This window comes from Rathayibacter sp. AY2B9 (genome assembly GCF_002931595.1).
Classification (GTDB): Bacteria; Actinomycetota; Actinomycetes; order Actinomycetales; family Microbacteriaceae; genus Rathayibacter.
Genome location: NZ_PSUB01000004.1, coordinates 162,470 through 181,275, shown reverse-complemented (window position 1 = coordinate 181,275; position 18,806 = coordinate 162,470). Strand labels below are relative to the sequence as shown.

Sequence of the window (18,806 nt, the reverse complement as noted above, 5' to 3'; positions counted from 1 at the left end):
TCCCTGCCTGCCCTAGCGTTGCCTCATGGTCGCGTCTCGGCCTGAAATGCGCAGCGCCGTTCCGAAAGGGGAGTGTCTGTCGCGGGTCATCAAGAAGCCCACCGGCTCTTAGGCTGACCCGATGAGTTCCCCGGCACCGACCCGCCCGTTCGTGGGCGCTGCTCGCGTCGCCGTCGGTGCAGCGGCGATCGCGGTGATCCTCCACACCTACGCCTTGAGCATCGCGGCCGGCGATCCGAATCCGTTCGACTACTTCGGCTACTTCACGAACCAGACCAGCCTCCTCGCGAGCGCGGTGCTCATCGTCGCCGGATCGGTCGCGCTCGCCCGCCGTCCGACGCCGGTGTGGCTGAGCTACGTCCGCGGCGCGGCGACGGCCTACTCGATCGTCGTCGCCGTGATCTACAACACCCTCGTTCCCGGTACCGGAACGGCTCCGCCCTGGGTCAGCGCCGTCCTGCACGTGGTGCTCCCCGCGCTCGTCCTCCTCGACTGGATCGTCCTCGCCGACCGCGGACCGCTCTCCTGGCGCCGGCTGTGGGTGGTCCTGCCCTACCCGATCGTCTGGGTCGTCGTCGTGCTCGTCCGCGGAGCGACCGACGGGTGGGTGCCGTACGGTTTCCTGCTCCCCGAGAACGGAATGCCGTCGCTCGTCCTGCACGTCGCCGGGCTGACCTGCGCGGTGCTCCTCGCCGGCGCACTCGTCTGGGCACTGAGCCGACGCCGCACCTTCCACCTCATCTAGTTGATGTCCCAGCGGAGTAACTTCTTGACTCAGCTCAGTTCACAGATCAGACACTCACCCGCAGGTAGGGGCGCTGACCGGCCGCGGCGATTGAGGCGAGTGTCGAAGCGAGATCCTCGACGAGGCGGTGCACCTGCTCGGGTGACCATCCCTCGAGCTCGGACGACGCATCCTCCCACTGCCGCGCTGCGGCGGCACGACCCGTCTCACCTGCGGCGTCTAGCGCGCCACCCAGGCCGGTGCTGACTGCGATGACGAAGCTCTCGTAGTCATCGGTCGCCGCAACCGGCTGGTACTGCGCCGCGGGAACCTCGAGCGCTGGTGTCGAGGTCAGGATGCCTTCGAGCTCCCAGAGTCCGGTCGGATCTATGTCGCAGACGAGACCGTCCGATCCCGACAGCGCCGCGCCCGCCTCTTCATCGGAACCAGCACCAAACACACTCGCAAGAATTCCCATAGCAGTCAGCGTCTCACATAGCACCCAGCGTCTCACGTAGCACCCAGCGGTGCGCATGTGGCGGGGGACACGCGGTCGTGCGGTGCTACCTCACCTACGCCGAGGAACCAGGTCCGCAGGCTTCGCACGGCGGCTAGCGGAAGCGGTGACCCACCGTTCGTAGCACTGGAACAGCTGAATCGCGCCGACGGCTGAGACGACAAATCCGATCAGAATTCCCATGAGCAGGACTGGGCTGAGCTGGCCCCCTGTCTGATTCAAATCTGCACGAACGCCGGCCTGAAACTGCAACAGCGAGCAGATCACGGCGATCACAACACCCGACGCGAGCAGGCTCGAGCCCTTGAGCACTTCCACCATGACCACCCTCGGTCGTGAAACTACCGCAGAGTCTCCCACCCGACACCGCCTCGACCCTTATGGAGATCGTTCAATGGGCCGCTGCCGGCGGGTGTTGATCTCAGTCGCGCTGTGCGTCGCGGCCGAGAGCAGGGCGACACCGCCCCCCGCCGGGCTGTCGCGTGCGGCGTCAGCTCAGCGATGCCAGGATCTGGCTGGCGAGTGGCAAGCGCGCTAGGTCTCAGGCGGGTATTCTCCGCGCGTGGACCTGAATGACCGATCGAGCGCGGAGTTGGAAGAGATGATCACGGCAGTGTGCCGTCGAGTGCGTCGACGAGCGCGGGCCAGTTTTGACTTCGGTCTGGCGGCCGGTCTCGCGGGAGGCCTGCTGCTGGGCAATCTTTTCTTCGGGGGCCCCTCCACGCAGGCTCTTACCCCGATTTCCGTCGGCTTGCTCGTCATTACGGCGCCGCTCGCGGTAATCGCTACCTACATGAACACGGTGAGGCGTGCCCCGGACTTACAAAGCATCCATGACCTGCAGGAGATTCTCTTGCGCCGAGAATCTGCTTCCTGAGCGCGCCAGGTCCACATCGAATCGTTAGGCTTCTCACCTGCTGTCTGGCGACCCTCCTCTCGGCCGCGGTTGTTAACCAGTAATAGGGTCGGCTGGTGGTCGTGCCGTGCCGTCATACTGAGCACGTGTCCATCAGTTCGCGGGTGTTGCGTTACGCATCCGCCTATGCGCTACTGCTCGTCGTCGTCGCGATCGTGTTGCTGAACACGTGGCCCGACTTGTGGGACGAACCACTCGTTCTCGTCGTCCTCGTTCCACTCATGATCATGGCAACGGCTTACCCGAGCTTGCGTCACCAGCTTCCTCCTGAGAGGAGCGTGCGCGAAGGGCAACAGGAGGGCCGTTCCATCCGCGCCGCTGCGTCCAAGGGCGCTCACTCCGCTGACCTAGAGCCGGACGAAGCGCCGGGGCTTTTCGACTCGCCCGCTCGCCAAGCACTCATGGCAGCAACAGTCACCGCCGCCGTGGTGATCGTGCTGGCTCTCATCAGCGTCGTGCAACCGGCGCTAGATCGAGGGTGACGTCACTGTCGCTCCTGGAGCCAGGAACGTCCCGTTACGGGATCGTTGACCGGCAGAGGGGGCGCTGCGCTATGTCGTCGCTCGTTCTTCCTTCGACTCGGTGATGAGCTCCTGCTTGCGTTCGGCTCTGAGCGCGACGACGGTTCCCGCGAGAGCGAGTGCGGCGGCTGCGGTGAAGAGGGCGGTGGCGTCCCACCTGTAGTGACGGATGGTGATGCCTGGTGAGGTCTCGCTGGCTGCGTAGGTGCAGGACAGGCCGAGCGGGTAGAGGATCTTCTCGCCCGACACGCGGCTGGAGTAGAGGTCGATCCCGTCGGGGTACTCGCTGTGCTGGCACTGCACGGCGGCCGGGTCCCAGCCGGTCTGGATCCAGCCGATCGTGTGGGTGAGGAGGGCGACTGGGGTGCCGATCACCATCGCGAGGATGCCGAGGGTCTTCGCGGTCCGCAGTTCCATCCCGTCAGAGTAGGGCGGACGCTACCCACCACGCGCGTCCCGAAAGGGGATGGGTGGCCGGTCACCCACTGAGCAGCCCGGTGGCTGTGGCGTATTCGGCGCAGTACCGTCAGCGAATGTTCTTCCACTCGAGTAAGCGCGATTCGCCGCAGTTGCGTCCTGAGCTCGAGCGGTTTCGCGAGGCTGTCGCTGAGGCGTCATTCGAGGGTGAGCTAGCGGGCTACTTCTCGGTGCAGGTCGGTGCTCACCTCGCGGCCAGCGGCCCGTGGTGGAGGCGGGCGCTGAGTGATCCGCGATGGGGGATCGCGTGGACGTTTTTCTATGAGCCTGCTTTCGATGAATCCCATCCGCGCGTGGGCCCGCCGTACGAGGACGGTTTCGAGCTGGGTGATGAGTCGGTCTTCGATGAACTACTCGGAGGTTCGGTCGACGTCCGGGGTCGGGTGTACTCGCTGCGTTGGATCGACCGCGCGAGCGAGCCGGAGCTGTGGGCGGACAACTACGGGTACATGCCAGCGAAGCCCGGAGTTGGAATCCCTGTACGCGTGTCGAGAGTGCGTCGTCGAGACCGTTGAGCCGGATCTCTCGTCGGCAGGCGGCGTCCCGTATGGGGGTGGTCTACCGGTCGCGGACGCTCAGCGAGTCAGGCGATCCTCTCGAAGAGTCTGCCGGAGTGCGCCGACGAGCCGTTCCCACGCTTCGCGTGCGTTCGCTCGGCCAGCGTAGAAAGTGGTCTAACCCGCGACATGGGCGAAGTTGACGCGGACGAGGAAGAAGAAGAACGAGAACACGGCGCCAGCGATCAGCGCCTCCACCGCTAGCACGGCGCGGGCGAGCGGCGGGTGTCGCCGCTGGAGTGCAGCCAGAACGACCACGGCAGCCACGGACACTCCGATGATGACCGCGGAGAGGTCTGCTTCGACGCGGGCTCGGGAAACGTCGTGACTGCTCGGGTAAGCGGCTCCTGCTCCGAGGTCGATTCCGAACAAACCGATGTAGAACGCGTGGACGAGGAGGAAGCCGGGAACCAGGTGCACGCCGACGGCCGTCACAGCGAGCATCGCGACCGGAGCGCGCGGACCGAGTTTCTTCCGCATCGGTGACCGGTGATTCACGCGAACAAAACCATGAGAGCCGTGCCAAGCAGCAGTGCGGGCACCGCGAGCACGCTGAGGAAAATCTCCCAGCCGTTCCGCGAGCTTTTCTGAGCGCGGATTCCCGTGAGTACCCAGATGGCGATGGCGCTGAGAATGGCGGATCCGCCCGAGGTTGCTAGCCAGTGCTTGGCTGCTTCGGTCTGCTCGGGCGTGGGTGACCCTGCACCGGGGAGCCGGAGGCCGGTCTCCTGGATTGAGAGGTACAAGAAGACCAGCGGAGTCAAAATCATCCCCAGGAGCGCGACGAGCGTGATCGCCGCACGCAGACCGGTGCCGGCGCCCGTCACTTGCTCAGTCATTGGTAGGACCTCGATGGTGTTCGCGTGGTCGGAGGACGGCTTGAAGTCGGAGTTTGGCCCGTTGGTGTCGGCCGCGTGCGGTCGATTCGCTGATTTCGAGGATTGTCGCGGCTTCGGGGAGGGTGAAGCCGTCCCAGAGGATGAGCCGGATCAGTTCAGACTGATTCTCCGGGAGGGAGTCGAGGGCTGTTCGGATGTCGAGGGTGTCCGCGTCGACGGGATCGGGTCGGTGGGTGTCGAAGTGTTGGCGGAGTTTCTGCGTGAGGTCGTCGTGTCGCAGGGCTCCTCGTGCGGCGTTCGAGTGGACTCGGCGGGCGACGCCGAAGAGCCACATGCGTGCCCGCTCGGGGTCGGCGGGCAGCTGCTCGATGCGTCGCCACGCGACGATGAAGGTCTCACTGAGAAGGTCAGCGGCGTCAGCGGGAACGGCGACTCGTCGGCCGAAGTAGCTGAGCAGATCCGCTGCGTTCGCGGCGTGAAGGCTCTCGAGTGCTGCGTCTTGGTCGGACCGGCGGCGTCGCGCGATCACTCGGTAGTCCCGGGGGACTCGCTGTCGCACTGCCCCGCCATCTCGATGGAGGTGCTGGTCGTGAAGTAGCCGGCCTCCTCGAGCACATCCCGGATCTCGTCGCCCATGAGGGAGCTGGCGATCACCCCGGGGCTCGCGTCCGGAATGTCTGCCGGACGGCCGGCGGCTTCCGCCGCAGCGTTCGCCTCATCGATCCCCGCCTGATTCGATGCCAGGGCCGCCTCGATGTCCTCCGGAGTGACACGGGCGATCACCGGGTCCCAGTCGTGCTGCGCGAGGAACTCGCGGGCCCTCTCGGTCAGTTCGTCGGTCTCCTCGTCGGAGAGCCCGCCGCCGTACTCCGGTTGGATGCGGGCGACGACCGCGCAGGTGCCGATGTCGCCACCCTCAGCGAGCTCAAACGTGCGCTGCACAGCGACGTCCGGAGTCCATCCCACCCACTCCAGCAGCGACGGCCCCGCGACGGCGGCCGTGGTTCCGACTCCGACCAGTCCGATCGCCAGAACCGTCGCTCCGACTCCGGAGCGGAACCACGCGCGTCGCGGCGGACGTCTCACGGCCACCGCCCTGGCAACGCCGCGCGCGGCGTCGGCGGCCGCCGGATCCTCGCCCAGCGCCGGCGGCGCAGCTCGTCGCACCAGATCGTCCAGATCGTCCATGCCGGTTCCCCCTCGGTGATTGCTCGTCACTACCGACGTGTCCGGCCGAGGCTCGTTCTTAACGTCGGTCGCGGAAATTCACGCGCTGGTTAGGGCTGGTTGAAGGATTCTCTGGCGTCGGTGATGGTGCTTCCGTCGCGGAGGGTGAGCGTGACGGTGAAGGTCGGCTCCGGTCCACCGCGGCCCGTCTCGCCTCCCTCAGTAAGGCCGGTTCCCGGCCACCACGCTGCCCAGTGTCCGTCTGCGACCGTGGCGAGGACGCTCGTGCCGTCGTCGGTGCGGATGGTGAGTCCGGTCACGTCCGAGCCGACGTCGCCGCTGGTGAAGACAGCGGGCGGGAGGTTCTCGCCGGCGAATTGGCTGATGCCGCCCTGCGTGTATTCGTCAGCGAGCGGCGTGAAGCCGCTCTCGCTTCCGGTGGAACTGATGAGCGCCCTCCCGGCAGCGCTCGTCCCTGCCGGGATCTCGATGAGGCATGCCCGCTGGCTTGGCGTCGTGTAGAAGAGCATGACCCAGTCGCCGCGCCGTTCTCCGATCTCCGGCTGTTCGAGCTGCTGCGCATCACCTGACGCACACGCCTCGCCGGCGACGGTCAGATCGGACGCGCTGGCAACGTCTGCGGTCGACGTCCACGAGGCGTACGCGCGGGAGTCGACACCGGACGGCAGGAAGGCGAGAGCGACTCCCAGCGCTGCGGCCGCGAGCCCGGCGGGAAGGATGACCTGCCATCCCCGAGGGCGCCGAGCGGCGGGCTCTCGAGCGGCCACCGGGTCGCTGTGGAGGATCATCTGGAGCCGCGCTGCGGCGGCTTCGCGAGCCGGGTCGTCGAGCTCGTAGTGGGCGGCCGGGTCGAGGTCTTTCGTGGCGAGGAGTTCGGGCGTGGTCATGATGCCTCCAAGGCGGGCGAGTCGGCGTGGTGCTGGTGCGAAGGGGGATCGAGCAGCGCCCGCAATGCGGTGCGTGCTCGGTGAAGTCGGAGCCGGAAGGCGACGGCGGTGATGCCGAGCACTCCGGCCGCGGAGGGGGAGTCGAGTCCTTCCCAGGCCGTCAGAGCGATCGCTTCCTGGTGCTGCGGTTTGAGCTGTTGCCACGCCTGGTAGAGGTCGAGCCGGGTCGCGATCGCGTCCTCCGGCGACCGCGCGGCCGCGTCGGTGTGAGCGGCGACCCGGATCGCGAGGGCGGCGGTGCGGTGCTGACTGCGGAGGTCGTTGAGGAGGCAGTTGCGGGCGATGGTGAACAGCCACGCACGCGTGGGCTCGTCTTCCGATGGCGCGGTGTCGTGTCGGCGCCAGGCGATCAGGAATGCCTCGTGCGCGAGGTCTGCGGCGCGCTCGGGGTCAGTGCGACGCCTCAGGAACCGGACGACGCTGACGTACTCGCGCTCGTACAGCTCGGAGAAGCTCGCCTCGCGGGCGGACTGTGGTGGGCTCATACCTGGGACATGTCGCCAGCCGAGCTGCTGTTACAGGTGATCGAGTACCTGTTGATCAGCAACACGGAACCGACGGCTCGCCCACAGGGTGATGAGCCACGCCACCGAGCCCAAGATCGGCAGGAGCACGACCACGACGGTCCACCCGACGCGCGCAGCGTTGGTGAGGGTCTTCGTCGTGATGAGAGTCACGATCGAGACGATGGGAAGAGCGACGCTGAGGATCGAGAAGACGATCCATGCGACGTCGTAGTAGGTGGGAACCAGGATCACCGCGTCCTCAGTCAGAGCGATCTCCTTTGCTGTCGAGCCAAGGCGACGCTGGTCGAACGGTCGCGGATCCAGCCTCTAGGCCATCGAAGCATCGCGCAAGACCGACCTTCTGCGGTCCGTCTCGCATGGGAATCGCTTAGCCGTCAGGGCGAGGAAAGGGACCCGTCACCGGTACCCGCGAAATATCGCCAACCGAAATCGACAGTCAGGGCGAAAGAGGCATCCGTTGCGCGCACATCCGCTGGAGTCGACTCGGTGATCGACCCTTCGTAGGACTGACGGTTGAAGCCCTGAGGGAGCGGGAGGCCATCGACCTGCAATCGGGAGGCGGCGACGAGAGTCCACCGGACGGTAGCCGTCCCGTTGGCACCTCCACCGGGAAGCCCACGACCACCACCACCGGAGATGTCGCCGCTTTGCAGTAGGTCGACGCCGACCAGAGAATCAACGACTCTCACTCCTGTGCCGTGGATTCCGTTGGTCGCGAGGAATCTGTCGACGGCTTCGGCCGCTACGAGCTGATCGGCGCCGTCCACCGCGTAGACGATTCCTCCGTCGAGTCGGCAGACCGTCGTGATCACTGACCCTGACTCGCCGATCTGATCGGATCCTCCCTCTCCGAAGCACCAGTCCTCCGTCGCCCGTGCCACCTCTCGCACGCCAGGCACGGCGTCCACCGCCATCGCCTCGTCAAACAGCGGACGCGTGTCCTGCCGTGCTGCAGCGACAATGGGCGAGGTTGGCGACGGCCCAGGAATGTCAGCGGCACAACCGGAGAGCGGGATCACGGCGGCTGCAAGAGCGAGCGGACCCCGCCAGAGGAGTCGCCTTTCACGGCCAGAGTCGGGTCGCGCGTGCATGCGCCCAACGTACGACGCTCTGGCCGGTGCGCCCAGGCCGCGTACGCGACTACCCGCCGTCACGGAACCTAATTCGGGCCGTTCACGACACCTAGAATGAGTGACAAGTTACGTGACGCCTTCGCTCGGCGCGCCATCTCATCAGCACGGCGTCACGTATTCGGCCGTATAAGTGACAGGGGTCCGCGATGCTCGTCGGATACATGCGCGTCTCAAAGACCGATGGAACGCAGACCACCGACCCGCAGCGCGACGCGCTACTCGCGGCCGGCGTCGATGACGCGCAGCTCTACTCCGACCTCGCGTCCGGCCGGAAGGATGATCGGCCGGGTTTGCTGTCGTGCCTGAAAGCGCTCCGCGAAGGCGACACGCTCGTGGTGTGGAAGCTCGACCGGCTCGGACGCGACCTTCACCACCTCGTGAACACCGTCCATGACCTCACCGCCCGCGGCATCGGGCTGAAAGTGCTCACGGGTCAGGGCGCGGCGATCGACACGACCACCGCCGCCGGCAAGCTGGTCTTTGGGATCTTCGCGGCCCTCGCCGAGTTCGAGCGCGAGCTCATCTCCGAACGAACCATGGCGGGCCTCGCGTCCGCTCGAGCACGCGGTCGGGTCGGCGGGCGCCCGTTCACCATGACGCCCGCCAAGGTGCGACTCGCCATGGCATCGATGGGCAAGCCGGAAACGAACATCGGCGCCCTCTGCAAAGAACTCGGCATCTCCCGCCAGACGCTCTACCGCCACGTCTCACCCACCGGTGAGGTACGACCGGACGGCCTCCGCGTCCTCGGGCGCAAGAGCACCTAGACGCAGCTCGCCGACGCCGGCGTACGCTCTGAATGACGGCTCCGGTAGTTGTGCAGACGACATTGAAGATCTGTGCAGAGGACCTCGAGAACTGACACGTATGCGGATGCTCCACTGCGACAGATCCATTGTCTTGACGCAGAAACATGTTCACTTATCGCCTCGTTACCATTGACGGTTCCGTAACGGATCCCTGGCCGGCTGATGAGGCCGCGCTGCGGCCGGGTTCAGCTGGTGAGTCGGCGGACCTGTTCGGCGGAGAGCTGGCGGTCGGCGTAGAGGACAACCCGAGCGGTCGGGTCCGTGCTGTGCGCATCCGGACCCTCCCATCTGAGCGCGAGGCCGAGTCGTTCGATGGTGCGGCGGGAGCGTGCGTTGCGTTCTGCGACGACCGCGGTGATGGGCAGCTCCGGTCGGAGGCGGTGGGCGAGTTCGATGCCGGCGAGGGCGACCTCCTGCGCGTAGCCCTTGCTCCAGTGGTCGGGGTGGAGGGTGAACGCCACATTCCAGGCTGCATCGGAGAGCAGAGTGCATCCGCCCATTCCGATCAGATCATGGTTGTCGCTGAGGGGTTCGCGCCGGCGGATCACCCAGCTGCTGAGTCCGTCTTGTGTCCACTGGGTCCTCCGGTATGCGATGACGGCCCGGGTCTGATCGGCGGAGAGATGGAGGAGGAGCGGATCTTCTTCCGCGATCCGCGGATCGGTGTAGAGGCGGGACAGCTCGTCGAGGTCGGTCTCGGCGGGCCGGCACAGTCGGAGTCGGTCGGTGAGCACGTCGAGGTCCCCTGGGGCGCAGGCCTGTCCGTCGCTCACGATCATGGGACGAGGATTCCACGTTCCGACCGCTCGACGAGCCTTGTGTGCGCGTGCGATCCGGTCGCGGGAGGTACCCCGCACGGGGATCGGTGACCGGTTGTTCTCAATTGCTGACGTGAGCCAGCGTCCGCGCGTACGCGATCATCGGATGACCACCGAGCGGATGCGGCGCGGGATCCCCGTGAGGCTCGAAGCCGGACGCCTTGTAGAGCCTTTCTGCCCGATCGTTTCCGGCGCGGACGTGCAGCTTCAGGACGAGGTAGCCGAGCTGAGCAGCGGTCTGGATCGCGTCGTCGAGCAGCATCCGGCCGAGCCCGTGCCCTGTCTCGCTCGGTGCGACGGCGAGCAGTTCGAGCAGCGCGCTGTGTCGGCCCGGACGATCGCCTGCGTCGACGGTGAGAGCGAACCCGAGGGGATCCGAGCCGATGACGGCGAACCGCACGAGAGGCCGGTGGAACTTCGCTCGAGCCCTCTCGGCGACGGCGTCGTCCTGACTGCATCCGTCTCGTGCTCTGAGTGCCTCCAGCCAGAGGTCGACGCAGGGCCCGCGATCATCGGGCGAGCCGGCTCGGATCTTCACACGCTGAGGCTATCGAGGCAGCTGTCGGACAAGTTCTGAGGCATGGTCGGGCTCACTGTTCGAGTCGTCGGGCGAAGGAGCGGCGGATGCCGGTCGCGGTGAGGAGCCCGACGGCGGTCACCAGGGCGGTGGCGAGGAACACGGAGCTCGTTCCGGCGACTCCGCCGAGCCACCCTGCGAGGACGGGGCCGGCGACTTGGCCGATGTACTGCGCGGAGACGTTGTATCCGAGTACGAGTCCGACGCTCGTGTCGGGGAGGAGTCTGCGGATGGTGGCGACGACAGTGGGGGTGATGCCGCCGAGCGCGATCCCGGTCAGGAACCGCAGGATCGCGAACGAGACCAGGTCGGCAGCGAAGAACTGAGCGACGAGGAGGGCTGTCGCAGCGGTCAGGCTCAGGGTGAGGACGTGGAGGTGTCCGATCCGGTCGGCCAGTCGGCCGAGGTTGGGGGCGGAGAGGATCGTGCCGAACGCGGTGAGTGAGAAGACCACGGCAGCGGAGATCGCGATGTCCTCCGTCGAGCCGGTCAGGGCATGGATGTGCTCGGCGATGATCGGTTCGACTGAGATCGTGGCGAACATGAGCAGCGTCGACAGACTGAGGAGAGCGAGGACCGGTGCTTTGTGCGGGACGGTGGCCCAGGAGCTGGGTCGCTTCGCCTTCGCGGATGTTGTTCTCGAACGCGGGACCTCCTTGAGGAACAGGGTCGTGCCGAGGAACGCGAGGAAGATCAGTGCCCCGGTTGCGAGGAACGCTCCCTCGACGCCGATGACCTGGGCGAGGGTGCCGCCGATCAGCGGACCGGCGATCGTGCCGGCCATGATCGCGGAGGACAGCACGCCCAGCGCCCAGGCGGAGCGCTCCTTCGGGGTCTGGGCGGCGACGAGAATGGTCGATCCGGAGGCGTAGCCGCCGAGCAGCCCGACGAGCAGGCGCAGCAGGACGAGCTGTGTGACATCCTGCGCCAGCCCGATCAGGGACATGGCGATCGCCATCCCGAGACTCGCGCGGATCAGCATCGGCTTGCGACCGAAGCGGTCGCCGAGGTGTCCCCACAGCGGGGCGGTGAGTGCGGCGGTGAAGAAGGTGGCCGCGTAGGCGATCCCCGACCAGAGGGTCACTGCAGCCGGGTCGGAGACGCCGAGGTCACGGACGTAGAGGGGGAGGATCGGCAGGATCAGCGTCATGCCGACGATGGTCGTGAACGAGCCGAGCGCGCACACGACGAGGTTGCGGCGCCAGATCAGAGACGTGTCGGACGGCGAAGAGAGGGTGGTCATGAGCGCTCCGTGCGAAGAGGATGTGCGCAGGCAGCACGACCACCGCGACGGGGGCGCCTACCGAACTAGGACCCGTCGCGGCGGAGAAGGATCTGCCGAACGACCATGACTGGCTCACCGTAGCCGAGAAGTGACAGGGATCGAGGTCGACTGCCGGATTCTGCTCTGACGGATCGCGGTGACGGCACCATTATTCGGACACGGTGCCTATCGCGTCGCGCAAGGGGACCGTTCAGCGGTTCACGCGATTCGCCGTCGTCTGAACGATCGGCAGTTTCTTCGCGCGAAGGGTGGTGGCGAGGAGCCAGCCGAGGAGGGAAGCGATTCCTGCCGTGACTGCATATTCCGTGATGAGGCCCGCGGAGGAGGGCCAGGTCGCGTTTCCCGACGCGAGTACCAGCGCGGTGGAGGCGGCGGCGCCGATCACGAGTCCCAGACCCAGGAACGCGGCCGCCCGCCCGACGCGCAGGGTGCGGCGTGTCCGCCGGTCGAGCCAGAGACTCGAGGGAAGCCATAGGAGTGCGCCCGCGACAGTGAACGCAGCTGCCGTGCCTGCGATGAGCCCTGCTGCGGACCCGCCCGATACATCCCAGCTGCCCACAGTTCGCAGCAGCGCAAGGACCGCAACGGCAGGCCACGCCAGAATGCCCCATGCCAGTTCTCGTGCATCCATGAGCATCATGGTCCGGCACGTCGGTGAACACGCCATGAATCAGAACGTTCAGCACTCCACGATCATGTGTTCCGTAAGGGGATGGTTGGCCGGGCGCCTAGACGTCTGCGGGCAGCGGTATCGTCCCGCGAAGCCTGTGGCGGTGAAGCTCGCACCGTCGATCATTACTCCGACGTTCGGGCCGGAGGACATCAGCGCGGGATGTTCCTACTGCGCTCGGAACTGGCGCTGGTCGCTGCAGTAGCAGTGATGGCCGCGAGCGGCTGTCCTGCGGAACGCTGCCGCCCGCGCCCGCGCGCGGCGCATCCCGCGCGCCGGGCTGGTGCGGGGAACGGCCCTCCCGCAGACGCCAACTTGCAGCTCGCTGCCACGAACACTGTCCCACTGATGATCTTCGAAGGGCATGCGTGTCCCGCTGCCAAGCCCGGGTGTCGGCAACACCCAGGGTTGTATTGCCGAGCTATGCGGAGTAGACCTAGACGTGCACGACGACCGCTCACAAGGGGTGAGCGCGGGGACTTGGATGAAGGTCGTAATAGTCATGCACACCTCACGAAATCGGTCCGCTGGCAAAATCGCCACGGTGTTCGTTGCGCTCGTCCTGGGTACGGTTGTCGCACCTGCCGCTGCGTTGCGGAAATTCCCGGTTCGGACTGAATCACATCATCGCTCGCGGCCACTTTGACGCGGACACCAACTTCGATATTCAGCAGACACTCAGCTACGGCCTCTACGCACCCGGGAGCTCAGGCTCTAAGACGCTCTACGACGCGAACTGCACACCCGTCTACTTCGTTCTCTTCGGATATAACGCCTACAACGGCTCCGATGCCCTCGCTAACCCCATCGGCATCGTCAACGCCTACAAAATCGACAGCACCATAAACACCCGATCTACCAGCAGCACCACCGCCGCACCCATCATCCAACCGCCCTACGGGACCGGATGCCCCGTCTACACCCCGATCGAGAACGATTGACCGACACCCGCGACCTCGCCGACGTCGTGGGGTGGATGCGCCGCCACTACTCCACCCCGTACGACGTCATCGCGGCTACCGCAACCCACAGCTCAAACGGATGGAGCGTTGACACAACCATTCGAGCTACACCCACCTCCACTGACGAGGTAGTGAATCTCGACCAGTGGGACCCTGCCGCAATCGATTCCCTGACCACCGGAGGCGACCTTGCAGTCGAAGCCTTCGCGCTAATCTTGCACGCCAACCTCATCGAATGGTGGGATACGGAACGACCGAAAACGTCGACGCGATACTGAACCACTAAACAATGTGACGAATCAAGCATAAGATCCGAGCAGACACCCCCTGCGAGGCGACGGACGGAAAGCAGCTGATTGCTCCGTTGAGCGGCTCTTCACCGGCACGCCGACAGCATCACGGGCCGCCGACCGACTCGACCCTTCCCTCGGCAGCTCCCAGAACCGCGCCACCCCGGGCACGCTGCTTCAACTTCGATCCCATCGCCAACACTCCGACTCACGGTGGTATTGCAACGACCGGCTGAACCCAAGTCCCCCTAACGGACACCTCCGGAGTAGATGAGGACAGCCGCTCCGGCGTCGAGGAGCCTCTCCGGCCCCTGTTCGATGCGCGAGGATTTGGACATGCGTACCGATAGGGAATCGCTCTCCGCGTCGAGCGGGAGCCTCGCGCCCGCAGCGCGAGGCTCCTCTGACCCGGCCCGGCTCGAACGGGCTGCCACCCTCACCGTGCTGCGGGCAGGACACCCCCTTACTGGATTAGGGGTGCCTTGGGCGGGCGCATTCGACGGTAGTGCGGCGCGAGCCTCGGAGGGCTAGTGCGTCGATGCGTCCGGCGTCCGATGAGGGGTCGTCATCCGGCCGCCCAGGATGGCCGCGCATGAGACCGGAATCTCGCGGCGCTGTTTGTCGCAATAGACCCGCCCGATGAGATGCCCGATGGTGGGGCGTCAACTGACACACTGAGCGCACGGTCGCTCGTGGGATACGCCCGCGTCTCAACCGACAAGCAGGATGCGACCGCGTAGCGCGACGCGCTCCGGGCGGCCGGCGTCCCATCCGATCGGATCTACGTCGACTCGGGTCTGACCGGCCGGAACCGCGAGCGTCCCGCGCTACGAGAGGCGCTGGCTGCGTGCAACGCCGGATCGACTCTGCTCGTGACGAAGCTCGACCGGCTCGCGCGGTCCATCACAGACCCTCGCGACATCGTTGATGAGCTGACCCGCCGCGGGGTGAAGCTCAGCATCGGGGGATCGGTCCACGATCCGGAGGATCCGATCGGCCGGCTGCTGTTCGACGTGCTCGCGATGGTCGCGGAGTTCGAGGGGGATCTGATTCGTGCCCGCACTCGTGAGGGGATGAAGGTCGCGAAGGCCAAGGGGCGTCTGCGTGGCCGTCAGCCGAAGCTGTCGCCGAAGATCGAGGCGCATCTGGTCGCAGAGCATCGTGCCGGGAACTGCACCGTCGCCGAGTTCGCGGCGGAGTTCAAGGTCGCGCGGTCGACGGTCTATCGGGCGGTGCAGCGGGCTGATGCGCGCGCCGCTGGCGCTGTCGCCCTGGCGCCGCCGACGGAGGGCGCATGATGTCGGGGGCGGAGAGGGTACCTGCGCTGGTGCCGGAGAGGGTGGAAGTGCTGCCCGGGTGGTCTGCGCTTACACGTGTTCTCAGCACCGGGTGGGGAACTCTCGCCCAGGCGATCGCCTCTATCTGGCTTTTCGTCGGGTTCGCGGTCCGTCCTCCGGGATCGCGTCTGCCCCTTTTCGTGCCGCTGGTGCTGTTCTTCGCCGCTCTCGCTTGGTCAATGATCTGTCTCGCGATCGGCACGTCCAGGGTCACCGATGAGAAGGAAGCCGGTTACACGACCCTGGGGCTCGGGCGCATCACGGTTCCTGCGGATAATGCGAGAACGGGCGTCGTCCTGCGGGCGGCAGGCGAGCCGCACTGCCGACTCGTCGGCCGGGTCCGGCACTCCACCGCCGAGGCGTCCGCCGCTCAGTCGAACCGCGCGCCCTCCGGCCGCGGCGGCAGCACGAACAGGATCAGCAGGAACACGTAGCCGGCGATCGGCACGAGGATCGCGAGGATCCACAGCCCGCTGCGGTTCACGTCGTGCAGTCGCCGCCAGATCAGCGAGAGCGACGGGAGGAACGTCGCCAGGGCGATCGCGCCCGCGGCGAGCGACACCCAGAAGGTCTGGAACGGCGCGCCGCTCGGGTACGGGGTCAGCGTGAAGTCGAGGCGCCACGGACCGCCGTCGGCCAGCTGCAGCAGCCCTGTGAGGACGCTGCCGAGGAGGATGATCCACCAGTACTCGGCCCGGCTCGCCCTCCCGCGGAAGCGGAGGTAGTTGCCGAAGAAGCGGCGGAGCGCCGCCATCGGCGGAGCCCCGTAGTAGGGGAGGGTCAGCGGCGGCTCGAGGGTGCTCGGGCTCATCGGGTTCCGTCTCTCATCCCTCGACCGTATCCCCTGCTCCACGCACCGCCGCCGTCGCCCGGGCGTCGACGATCAGGCTGACGACGAGCCCCACCGCGACGATGACGATCGCGACCCACGGCAGCACGTCGAGCCCGCTCGCGTCGATCGCCAGTCCGCCGACGACCGCGCCGCCGCCGATGCCGATGTTGAACGCCGTCGTCTGGAGCGCCGCGGCGAGGCTCCGCAGCTGGAAGGAGGAGGTGCGCAGCATCCGGGTCTGCAGCATCGCCGGGATGCCGCCGAACGCGATGTTCCAGATCACCGCGGCGACGACCACGGCCGTGGCGGCGCCGGTGCCCGCGGCGACGGCCAGGCCCGCGAGCGCCAGCACGACCGCGATCGCGGCGACCACGAAGCCCGAGCGGGGGAACCGGTCGGTCGCGAAGCCGGCCAGGACGAGTCCGACCGCCCCTGCGCCGCCGAACGCGAAGAGCACGAGCGGCACCGTGTCGGGGGCGAAGGAGGCGTTCTCGAGCCAGGGCGTGATGTAGGTCGAGAGGGTGTTCTGGCCGATCAGCACCAGCAGGATGACGACGCAGACGCCGATGATGCGGGGGAGCGTCCGGTCCTTCCGCGCCGGCAGGCGGATCTCGCCGGTCCGCAGCGGGATGTGGTGGTCGACCGCGGGCAGGAACTTCACCACGATCAGCGCGAGCACGAGCACGACGCCGCCGAGGATCGCGAAGGTGGGCCGCCAGCCGAACGCGTGCCCGAGCGCCGTGCCCAGGGGGACGCCGAGGACGAAGGCCGCGGATCCGCCGCCCGCCGTGATAGCAGTCGCGCGGCCGAGCTGCTCCGGAGCGACGAGATGCGCGGAGTAGGCGGCGACGATCGCCCAGAAGAGGCCGTGGGCGAGCCCGCCGAGGATGCGCGCGCCGATGAGCAGCCCGAAGGTGGGGGCGAGCGCGGCGAGGACGTTGGCGACCGCGATGGTGCACAGCGCCACGAGGAGGAGGCTCTTGCGCGAGAAGCGCTGGGTCACCAGGGTCAGCGGAGTCGTCGCGACGACGACGGTCGCGGCGAAGATCGTGACGAGCTGGCCGGTGAGCGAGATGCTCACCCCGAGGTCGCGCGACATGTCGGGGATGAGCCCGGTCGGGAGGAACTCGCTCGTCACGGAGACGAAGACGGCGCCGGCGAGCGTGAGCAGGCCGATCCAGGGGAAGGCGGGGGCTTTCGCGGTGTCCTGAGGGTTCACGGTGTCCTGAGGTCGGGGGCGGGCGGGAGGGGGACGACCATCAAGCCTCGCACGCCCGCGCGGCGTCGGCGCGCGGGGGAGCCCACTGTCGTCCGGTGTTCATCCGCGGAGCGGAGCACCGGCACGTCCGGGTCGCCGTGCCGGTCCTCCGAGCAGGCGCGGCGCCGGCTACCACAGCGCCGCCCGCCCGTGCACGGGGTGGCCCCGGAGGCGCGGCTCGCCTGGGATGGAGGGGAGCGGCCCGATCCGGGTGCCGCGGACGGAGGAGCCATGCCCGACCAGTACACGTTCACGAACCCCGCCACCCAGTACCCGGATGTGACTCCGCCGGTCCAGCAGCAGCCCGAGCCCGGGCTGCAGTCGCGGATGACCCCGGTGCCGGACCTCGGCGAGGAGAGCTACCGCGGCACCGGCCGGCTCGCGGGCCGCCGCGCGCTCATCACGGGAGCCGACTCCGGGATCGGCGCCGCCGTGGCCATCGCCTTCGCCCGCGAGGGGGCCGACGTCGCCCTCGCCTACCTCCCGAGCGAGGAGGAGGACGCGCAGCACGTGATCGGGCTGATCCGCGCGGAGGGGCGCACCGCCGTGCCGATCCCCGGCGATCTCACGAGTGCCGAGTACTGCACGCGGCTCGTGGCGGAGGCGGTCGAGGGCCTCGGCGGGCTCGACGCGGTGGTCAACGTGGCCGGGAAGCAGATATGGAAGGAGGACCTGCTCGACATCACCGACGAGCAGTTCGAGGCGACCTTCGCGGTCAACGTCTTCGCTCCGTTCCGGATCATCCGCGCGGCCCTCCCGCACCTGCCCGCGGGCGCCACGATCATCAACACGGCGTCGGCGGAGGCGCACAAGCCCGCCCCCGACCGCCTCGACTACGCGATGACGAAGGGCGCGATCAACAACCTCTCGAAGGGCCTCGCGCAGCAGCTCGCCGCGAAGGGCATCCGCGTGAACGTCGTGGCGCCCGGCCCGACGTGGACCGCCCTGCAGGTGAGCGGCGGCGTCGACCCCGAGAGCCTGCCCGACTTCGGCTCCAGCGAGTCGCCGATGGGCCGTGCCGCGCAGCCCGCCGAGCAGGCCCCGGCCTACGTGTTCCTGGCGTCCGCCGAGTCGAGCTTCGTCGCCGGCGAGACCCTCAACGTGAACGGCGGCATGGTCTCGCCCTGACGCGCCGCGGCGCAGCCGCTCGCTGCTGTGCCGCCGAGCCGCCTCCCTCCTGCGCGAGACACGGGCTCGCGTCAACCCTCTCCCGAGCGGCGGGGGGAGCGAGGTGCCATGGAGGGACCACCACGAAGGAGCACCATGAGCACCACGACCGTCCTCCCCATCGAGACCTACTCCGACGAGCAGGGCTGGCACAACCGCATCGCCCACGCCCGGGTCCCGCTGAGCCACCACGAGTCGCGCCAGGAGGCGGAGGAGGTCGGCGAGGAGATCGCCGAGCAGCGCGGCGGGGAGCACGTCGTCCTCGGCTGACGGCCGGCGCGGGGCGCGGCATGCCGTGCCCGATCGGGGAACGCGCCCGGCCCGCGGAAGGCGCCGGGCCCGCAAGTCGCGCCCGGACCGCAGGCGCCCGCTCCGCAGACGCCCCGCGCGTGTAGCGCCCTCGGCCCCACCCGGTCAACCTTCTCGACCTCCCGGCCCCCTCCTCTCTAGCGTGG

The 18,806-nt window shown here is 67.6% G+C and carries 25 protein-coding genes and 1 pseudogene; 9 read left to right on the top strand and 17 right to left on the bottom strand.

What is annotated here, in order from left to right:
* The first annotated feature begins 121 nt into the window (after window positions 1-121).
* Window positions 122-745: a Pr6Pr family membrane protein gene (locus tag C5C25_RS06105; protein ID WP_104250060.1), complete on the top strand. Its 624-nt coding sequence runs from the start codon at window positions 122-124 to the stop codon at window positions 743-745.
* 46 nt (window positions 746-791) lie between these two features.
* Here the strand turns inward: C5C25_RS06105 and C5C25_RS06100 are convergent, their stop codons facing one another.
* Both C5C25_RS06100 and C5C25_RS06095 read right to left on the bottom strand, forming a co-directional pair.
* Window positions 792-1,202: a hypothetical protein gene (locus C5C25_RS06100; protein ID WP_104248174.1), complete on the bottom strand. Its 411-nt coding sequence runs from the start codon at window positions 1,200-1,202 to the stop codon at window positions 792-794.
* A 90-nt stretch (window positions 1,203-1,292) separates the two neighbouring features.
* Window positions 1,293-1,562, bottom strand: a complete 270-nt coding sequence (locus tag C5C25_RS06095) for a hypothetical protein (RefSeq protein WP_104250058.1) — start codon at window positions 1,560-1,562, stop codon at window positions 1,293-1,295.
* 241 nt (window positions 1,563-1,803) lie between these two features.
* On the opposite strand from C5C25_RS06095, the gene C5C25_RS06090 reads away from it, so the two are divergent.
* Window positions 1,804-2,118, top strand: a complete 315-nt coding sequence (locus C5C25_RS06090; RefSeq protein WP_146076581.1) for a hypothetical protein — start codon at window positions 1,804-1,806, stop codon at window positions 2,116-2,118.
* Between the two features lie 125 nt (window positions 2,119-2,243).
* Complete coding sequence (locus tag C5C25_RS06085; RefSeq protein WP_104250057.1) at window positions 2,244-2,639, top strand: hypothetical protein; 396 nt, start codon at window positions 2,244-2,246, stop codon at window positions 2,637-2,639.
* Between the two features lie 69 nt (window positions 2,640-2,708).
* Here C5C25_RS06085 and C5C25_RS06080 read toward each other — a convergent pair whose 3' ends face one another.
* On the bottom strand, window positions 2,709-3,095 hold the full coding sequence (locus tag C5C25_RS06080) for a hypothetical protein (RefSeq protein ID WP_104250056.1): 387 nt from the start codon (window positions 3,093-3,095) through the stop codon (window positions 2,709-2,711).
* 116 nt (window positions 3,096-3,211) lie between these two features.
* Here C5C25_RS06080 and C5C25_RS06075 point away from each other — a divergent pair, with 116 nt between their 5' ends.
* Window positions 3,212-3,670: a hypothetical protein gene (locus tag C5C25_RS06075; protein ID WP_146079435.1), complete on the top strand. Its 459-nt coding sequence runs from the start codon at window positions 3,212-3,214 to the stop codon at window positions 3,668-3,670.
* Between the two features lie 159 nt (window positions 3,671-3,829).
* Here C5C25_RS06075 and C5C25_RS06070 read toward each other — a convergent pair whose 3' ends face one another.
* The 8 genes from C5C25_RS06070 to C5C25_RS16270 all read right to left on the bottom strand — a co-directional run bounded on the left by C5C25_RS06070 (window position 3,830) and on the right by C5C25_RS16270 (window position 8,121).
* Complete coding sequence (locus C5C25_RS06070) at window positions 3,830-4,192, bottom strand: hypothetical protein (RefSeq protein WP_146078837.1); 363 nt, start codon at window positions 4,190-4,192, stop codon at window positions 3,830-3,832.
* Window positions 4,193-4,206: 14 nt separating this feature from the next.
* The gene (locus C5C25_RS06065; RefSeq protein WP_104250053.1) at window positions 4,207-4,551 is read right to left on the bottom strand and encodes a hypothetical protein; all 345 of its coding nucleotides are present in this window, start codon (window positions 4,549-4,551) and stop codon (window positions 4,207-4,209) included.
* Complete coding sequence (locus tag C5C25_RS16985) at window positions 4,544-5,080, bottom strand: sigma-70 family RNA polymerase sigma factor (protein WP_181069224.1); 537 nt, start codon at window positions 5,078-5,080, stop codon at window positions 4,544-4,546. Before C5C25_RS16985 ends, C5C25_RS06065 begins: the two co-directional genes overlap by 8 nt.
* Window positions 5,077-5,739, bottom strand: coding sequence for a hypothetical protein (locus C5C25_RS06055; RefSeq protein ID WP_104250051.1), 663 nt, complete (start codon window positions 5,737-5,739; stop codon window positions 5,077-5,079). The genes C5C25_RS16985 and C5C25_RS06055 overlap by 4 nt, the downstream gene beginning before the upstream one ends.
* A gap of 89 nt (window positions 5,740-5,828) precedes the next feature.
* A complete protein-coding gene (locus C5C25_RS06050) occupies window positions 5,829-6,626 on the bottom strand; it encodes a hypothetical protein (protein ID WP_104250050.1) in 798 nt (265 codons plus the stop codon).
* On the bottom strand, window positions 6,623-7,171 hold the full coding sequence (locus C5C25_RS06045) for an RNA polymerase sigma factor (protein ID WP_104250049.1): 549 nt from the start codon (window positions 7,169-7,171) through the stop codon (window positions 6,623-6,625). Before C5C25_RS06045 ends, C5C25_RS06050 begins: the two co-directional genes overlap by 4 nt.
* Before the next feature lie 30 nt (window positions 7,172-7,201).
* Window positions 7,202-7,444: a PLDc N-terminal domain-containing protein gene (locus C5C25_RS06040; protein WP_181065431.1), complete on the bottom strand. Its 243-nt coding sequence runs from the start codon at window positions 7,442-7,444 to the stop codon at window positions 7,202-7,204.
* A 143-nt stretch (window positions 7,445-7,587) separates the two neighbouring features.
* Entirely contained in the window at window positions 7,588-8,121 is a 534-nt protein-coding gene (locus C5C25_RS16270) for a hypothetical protein (RefSeq protein WP_146076864.1), read from the bottom strand.
* Window positions 8,122-8,492: 371 nt separating this feature from the next.
* Here C5C25_RS16270 and C5C25_RS06035 point away from each other — a divergent pair, with 371 nt between their 5' ends.
* Window positions 8,493-9,113, top strand: a complete 621-nt coding sequence (locus C5C25_RS06035) for a recombinase family protein (protein WP_104250047.1) — start codon at window positions 8,493-8,495, stop codon at window positions 9,111-9,113.
* A gap of 227 nt (window positions 9,114-9,340) precedes the next feature.
* Here the strand turns inward: C5C25_RS06035 and C5C25_RS06030 are convergent, their stop codons facing one another.
* From C5C25_RS06030 to C5C25_RS16265, 4 genes are all read right to left on the bottom strand, one after another.
* Window positions 9,341-9,934: a GNAT family N-acetyltransferase gene (locus C5C25_RS06030; protein WP_104250046.1), complete on the bottom strand. Its 594-nt coding sequence runs from the start codon at window positions 9,932-9,934 to the stop codon at window positions 9,341-9,343.
* A 100-nt stretch (window positions 9,935-10,034) separates the two neighbouring features.
* Window positions 10,035-10,511, bottom strand: a complete 477-nt coding sequence (locus C5C25_RS06025; protein WP_104250045.1) for a GNAT family N-acetyltransferase — start codon at window positions 10,509-10,511, stop codon at window positions 10,035-10,037.
* A gap of 52 nt (window positions 10,512-10,563) precedes the next feature.
* A complete protein-coding gene (locus C5C25_RS06020; protein WP_104250044.1) occupies window positions 10,564-11,793 on the bottom strand; it encodes an MFS transporter in 1,230 nt (409 codons plus the stop codon).
* Window positions 11,794-12,025: 232 nt separating this feature from the next.
* Window positions 12,026-12,466: a hypothetical protein gene (locus C5C25_RS16265; protein ID WP_146079434.1), complete on the bottom strand. Its 441-nt coding sequence runs from the start codon at window positions 12,464-12,466 to the stop codon at window positions 12,026-12,028.
* Window positions 12,467-13,077: 611 nt separating this feature from the next.
* Between C5C25_RS16265 and C5C25_RS16260 the strand changes: the two genes are divergently transcribed.
* Both C5C25_RS16260 and C5C25_RS06015 read left to right on the top strand, forming a co-directional pair.
* The gene (locus tag C5C25_RS16260) at window positions 13,078-13,446 is read left to right on the top strand and encodes a hypothetical protein (RefSeq protein WP_146076920.1); all 369 of its coding nucleotides are present in this window, start codon (window positions 13,078-13,080) and stop codon (window positions 13,444-13,446) included.
* A 955-nt stretch (window positions 13,447-14,401) separates the two neighbouring features.
* Window positions 14,402-15,055, top strand: a pseudogene (locus C5C25_RS06015) (recombinase family protein).
* Between the two features lie 409 nt (window positions 15,056-15,464).
* On the opposite strand, the gene C5C25_RS06005 reads toward C5C25_RS06015, so the two are convergent.
* Together C5C25_RS06005 and C5C25_RS06000 are read right to left on the bottom strand one after the other, a co-directional pair.
* On the bottom strand, window positions 15,465-15,905 hold the full coding sequence (locus C5C25_RS06005; RefSeq protein WP_104250042.1) for a DUF805 domain-containing protein: 441 nt from the start codon (window positions 15,903-15,905) through the stop codon (window positions 15,465-15,467).
* Between the two features lie 13 nt (window positions 15,906-15,918).
* A complete protein-coding gene (locus C5C25_RS06000; RefSeq protein ID WP_104250041.1) occupies window positions 15,919-17,145 on the bottom strand; it encodes an MFS transporter in 1,227 nt (408 codons plus the stop codon).
* Window positions 17,146-17,415: 270 nt separating this feature from the next.
* Here C5C25_RS06000 and C5C25_RS05995 point away from each other — a divergent pair, with 270 nt between their 5' ends.
* Both C5C25_RS05995 and C5C25_RS05990 read left to right on the top strand, forming a co-directional pair.
* On the top strand, window positions 17,416-18,312 hold the full coding sequence (locus tag C5C25_RS05995; protein ID WP_104227027.1) for an SDR family oxidoreductase: 897 nt from the start codon (window positions 17,416-17,418) through the stop codon (window positions 18,310-18,312).
* Window positions 18,313-18,447: 135 nt separating this feature from the next.
* On the top strand, window positions 18,448-18,621 hold the full coding sequence (locus C5C25_RS05990; RefSeq protein WP_159940661.1) for a DUF2188 domain-containing protein: 174 nt from the start codon (window positions 18,448-18,450) through the stop codon (window positions 18,619-18,621).
* Window positions 18,622-18,806: the final 185 nt, after the last annotated feature.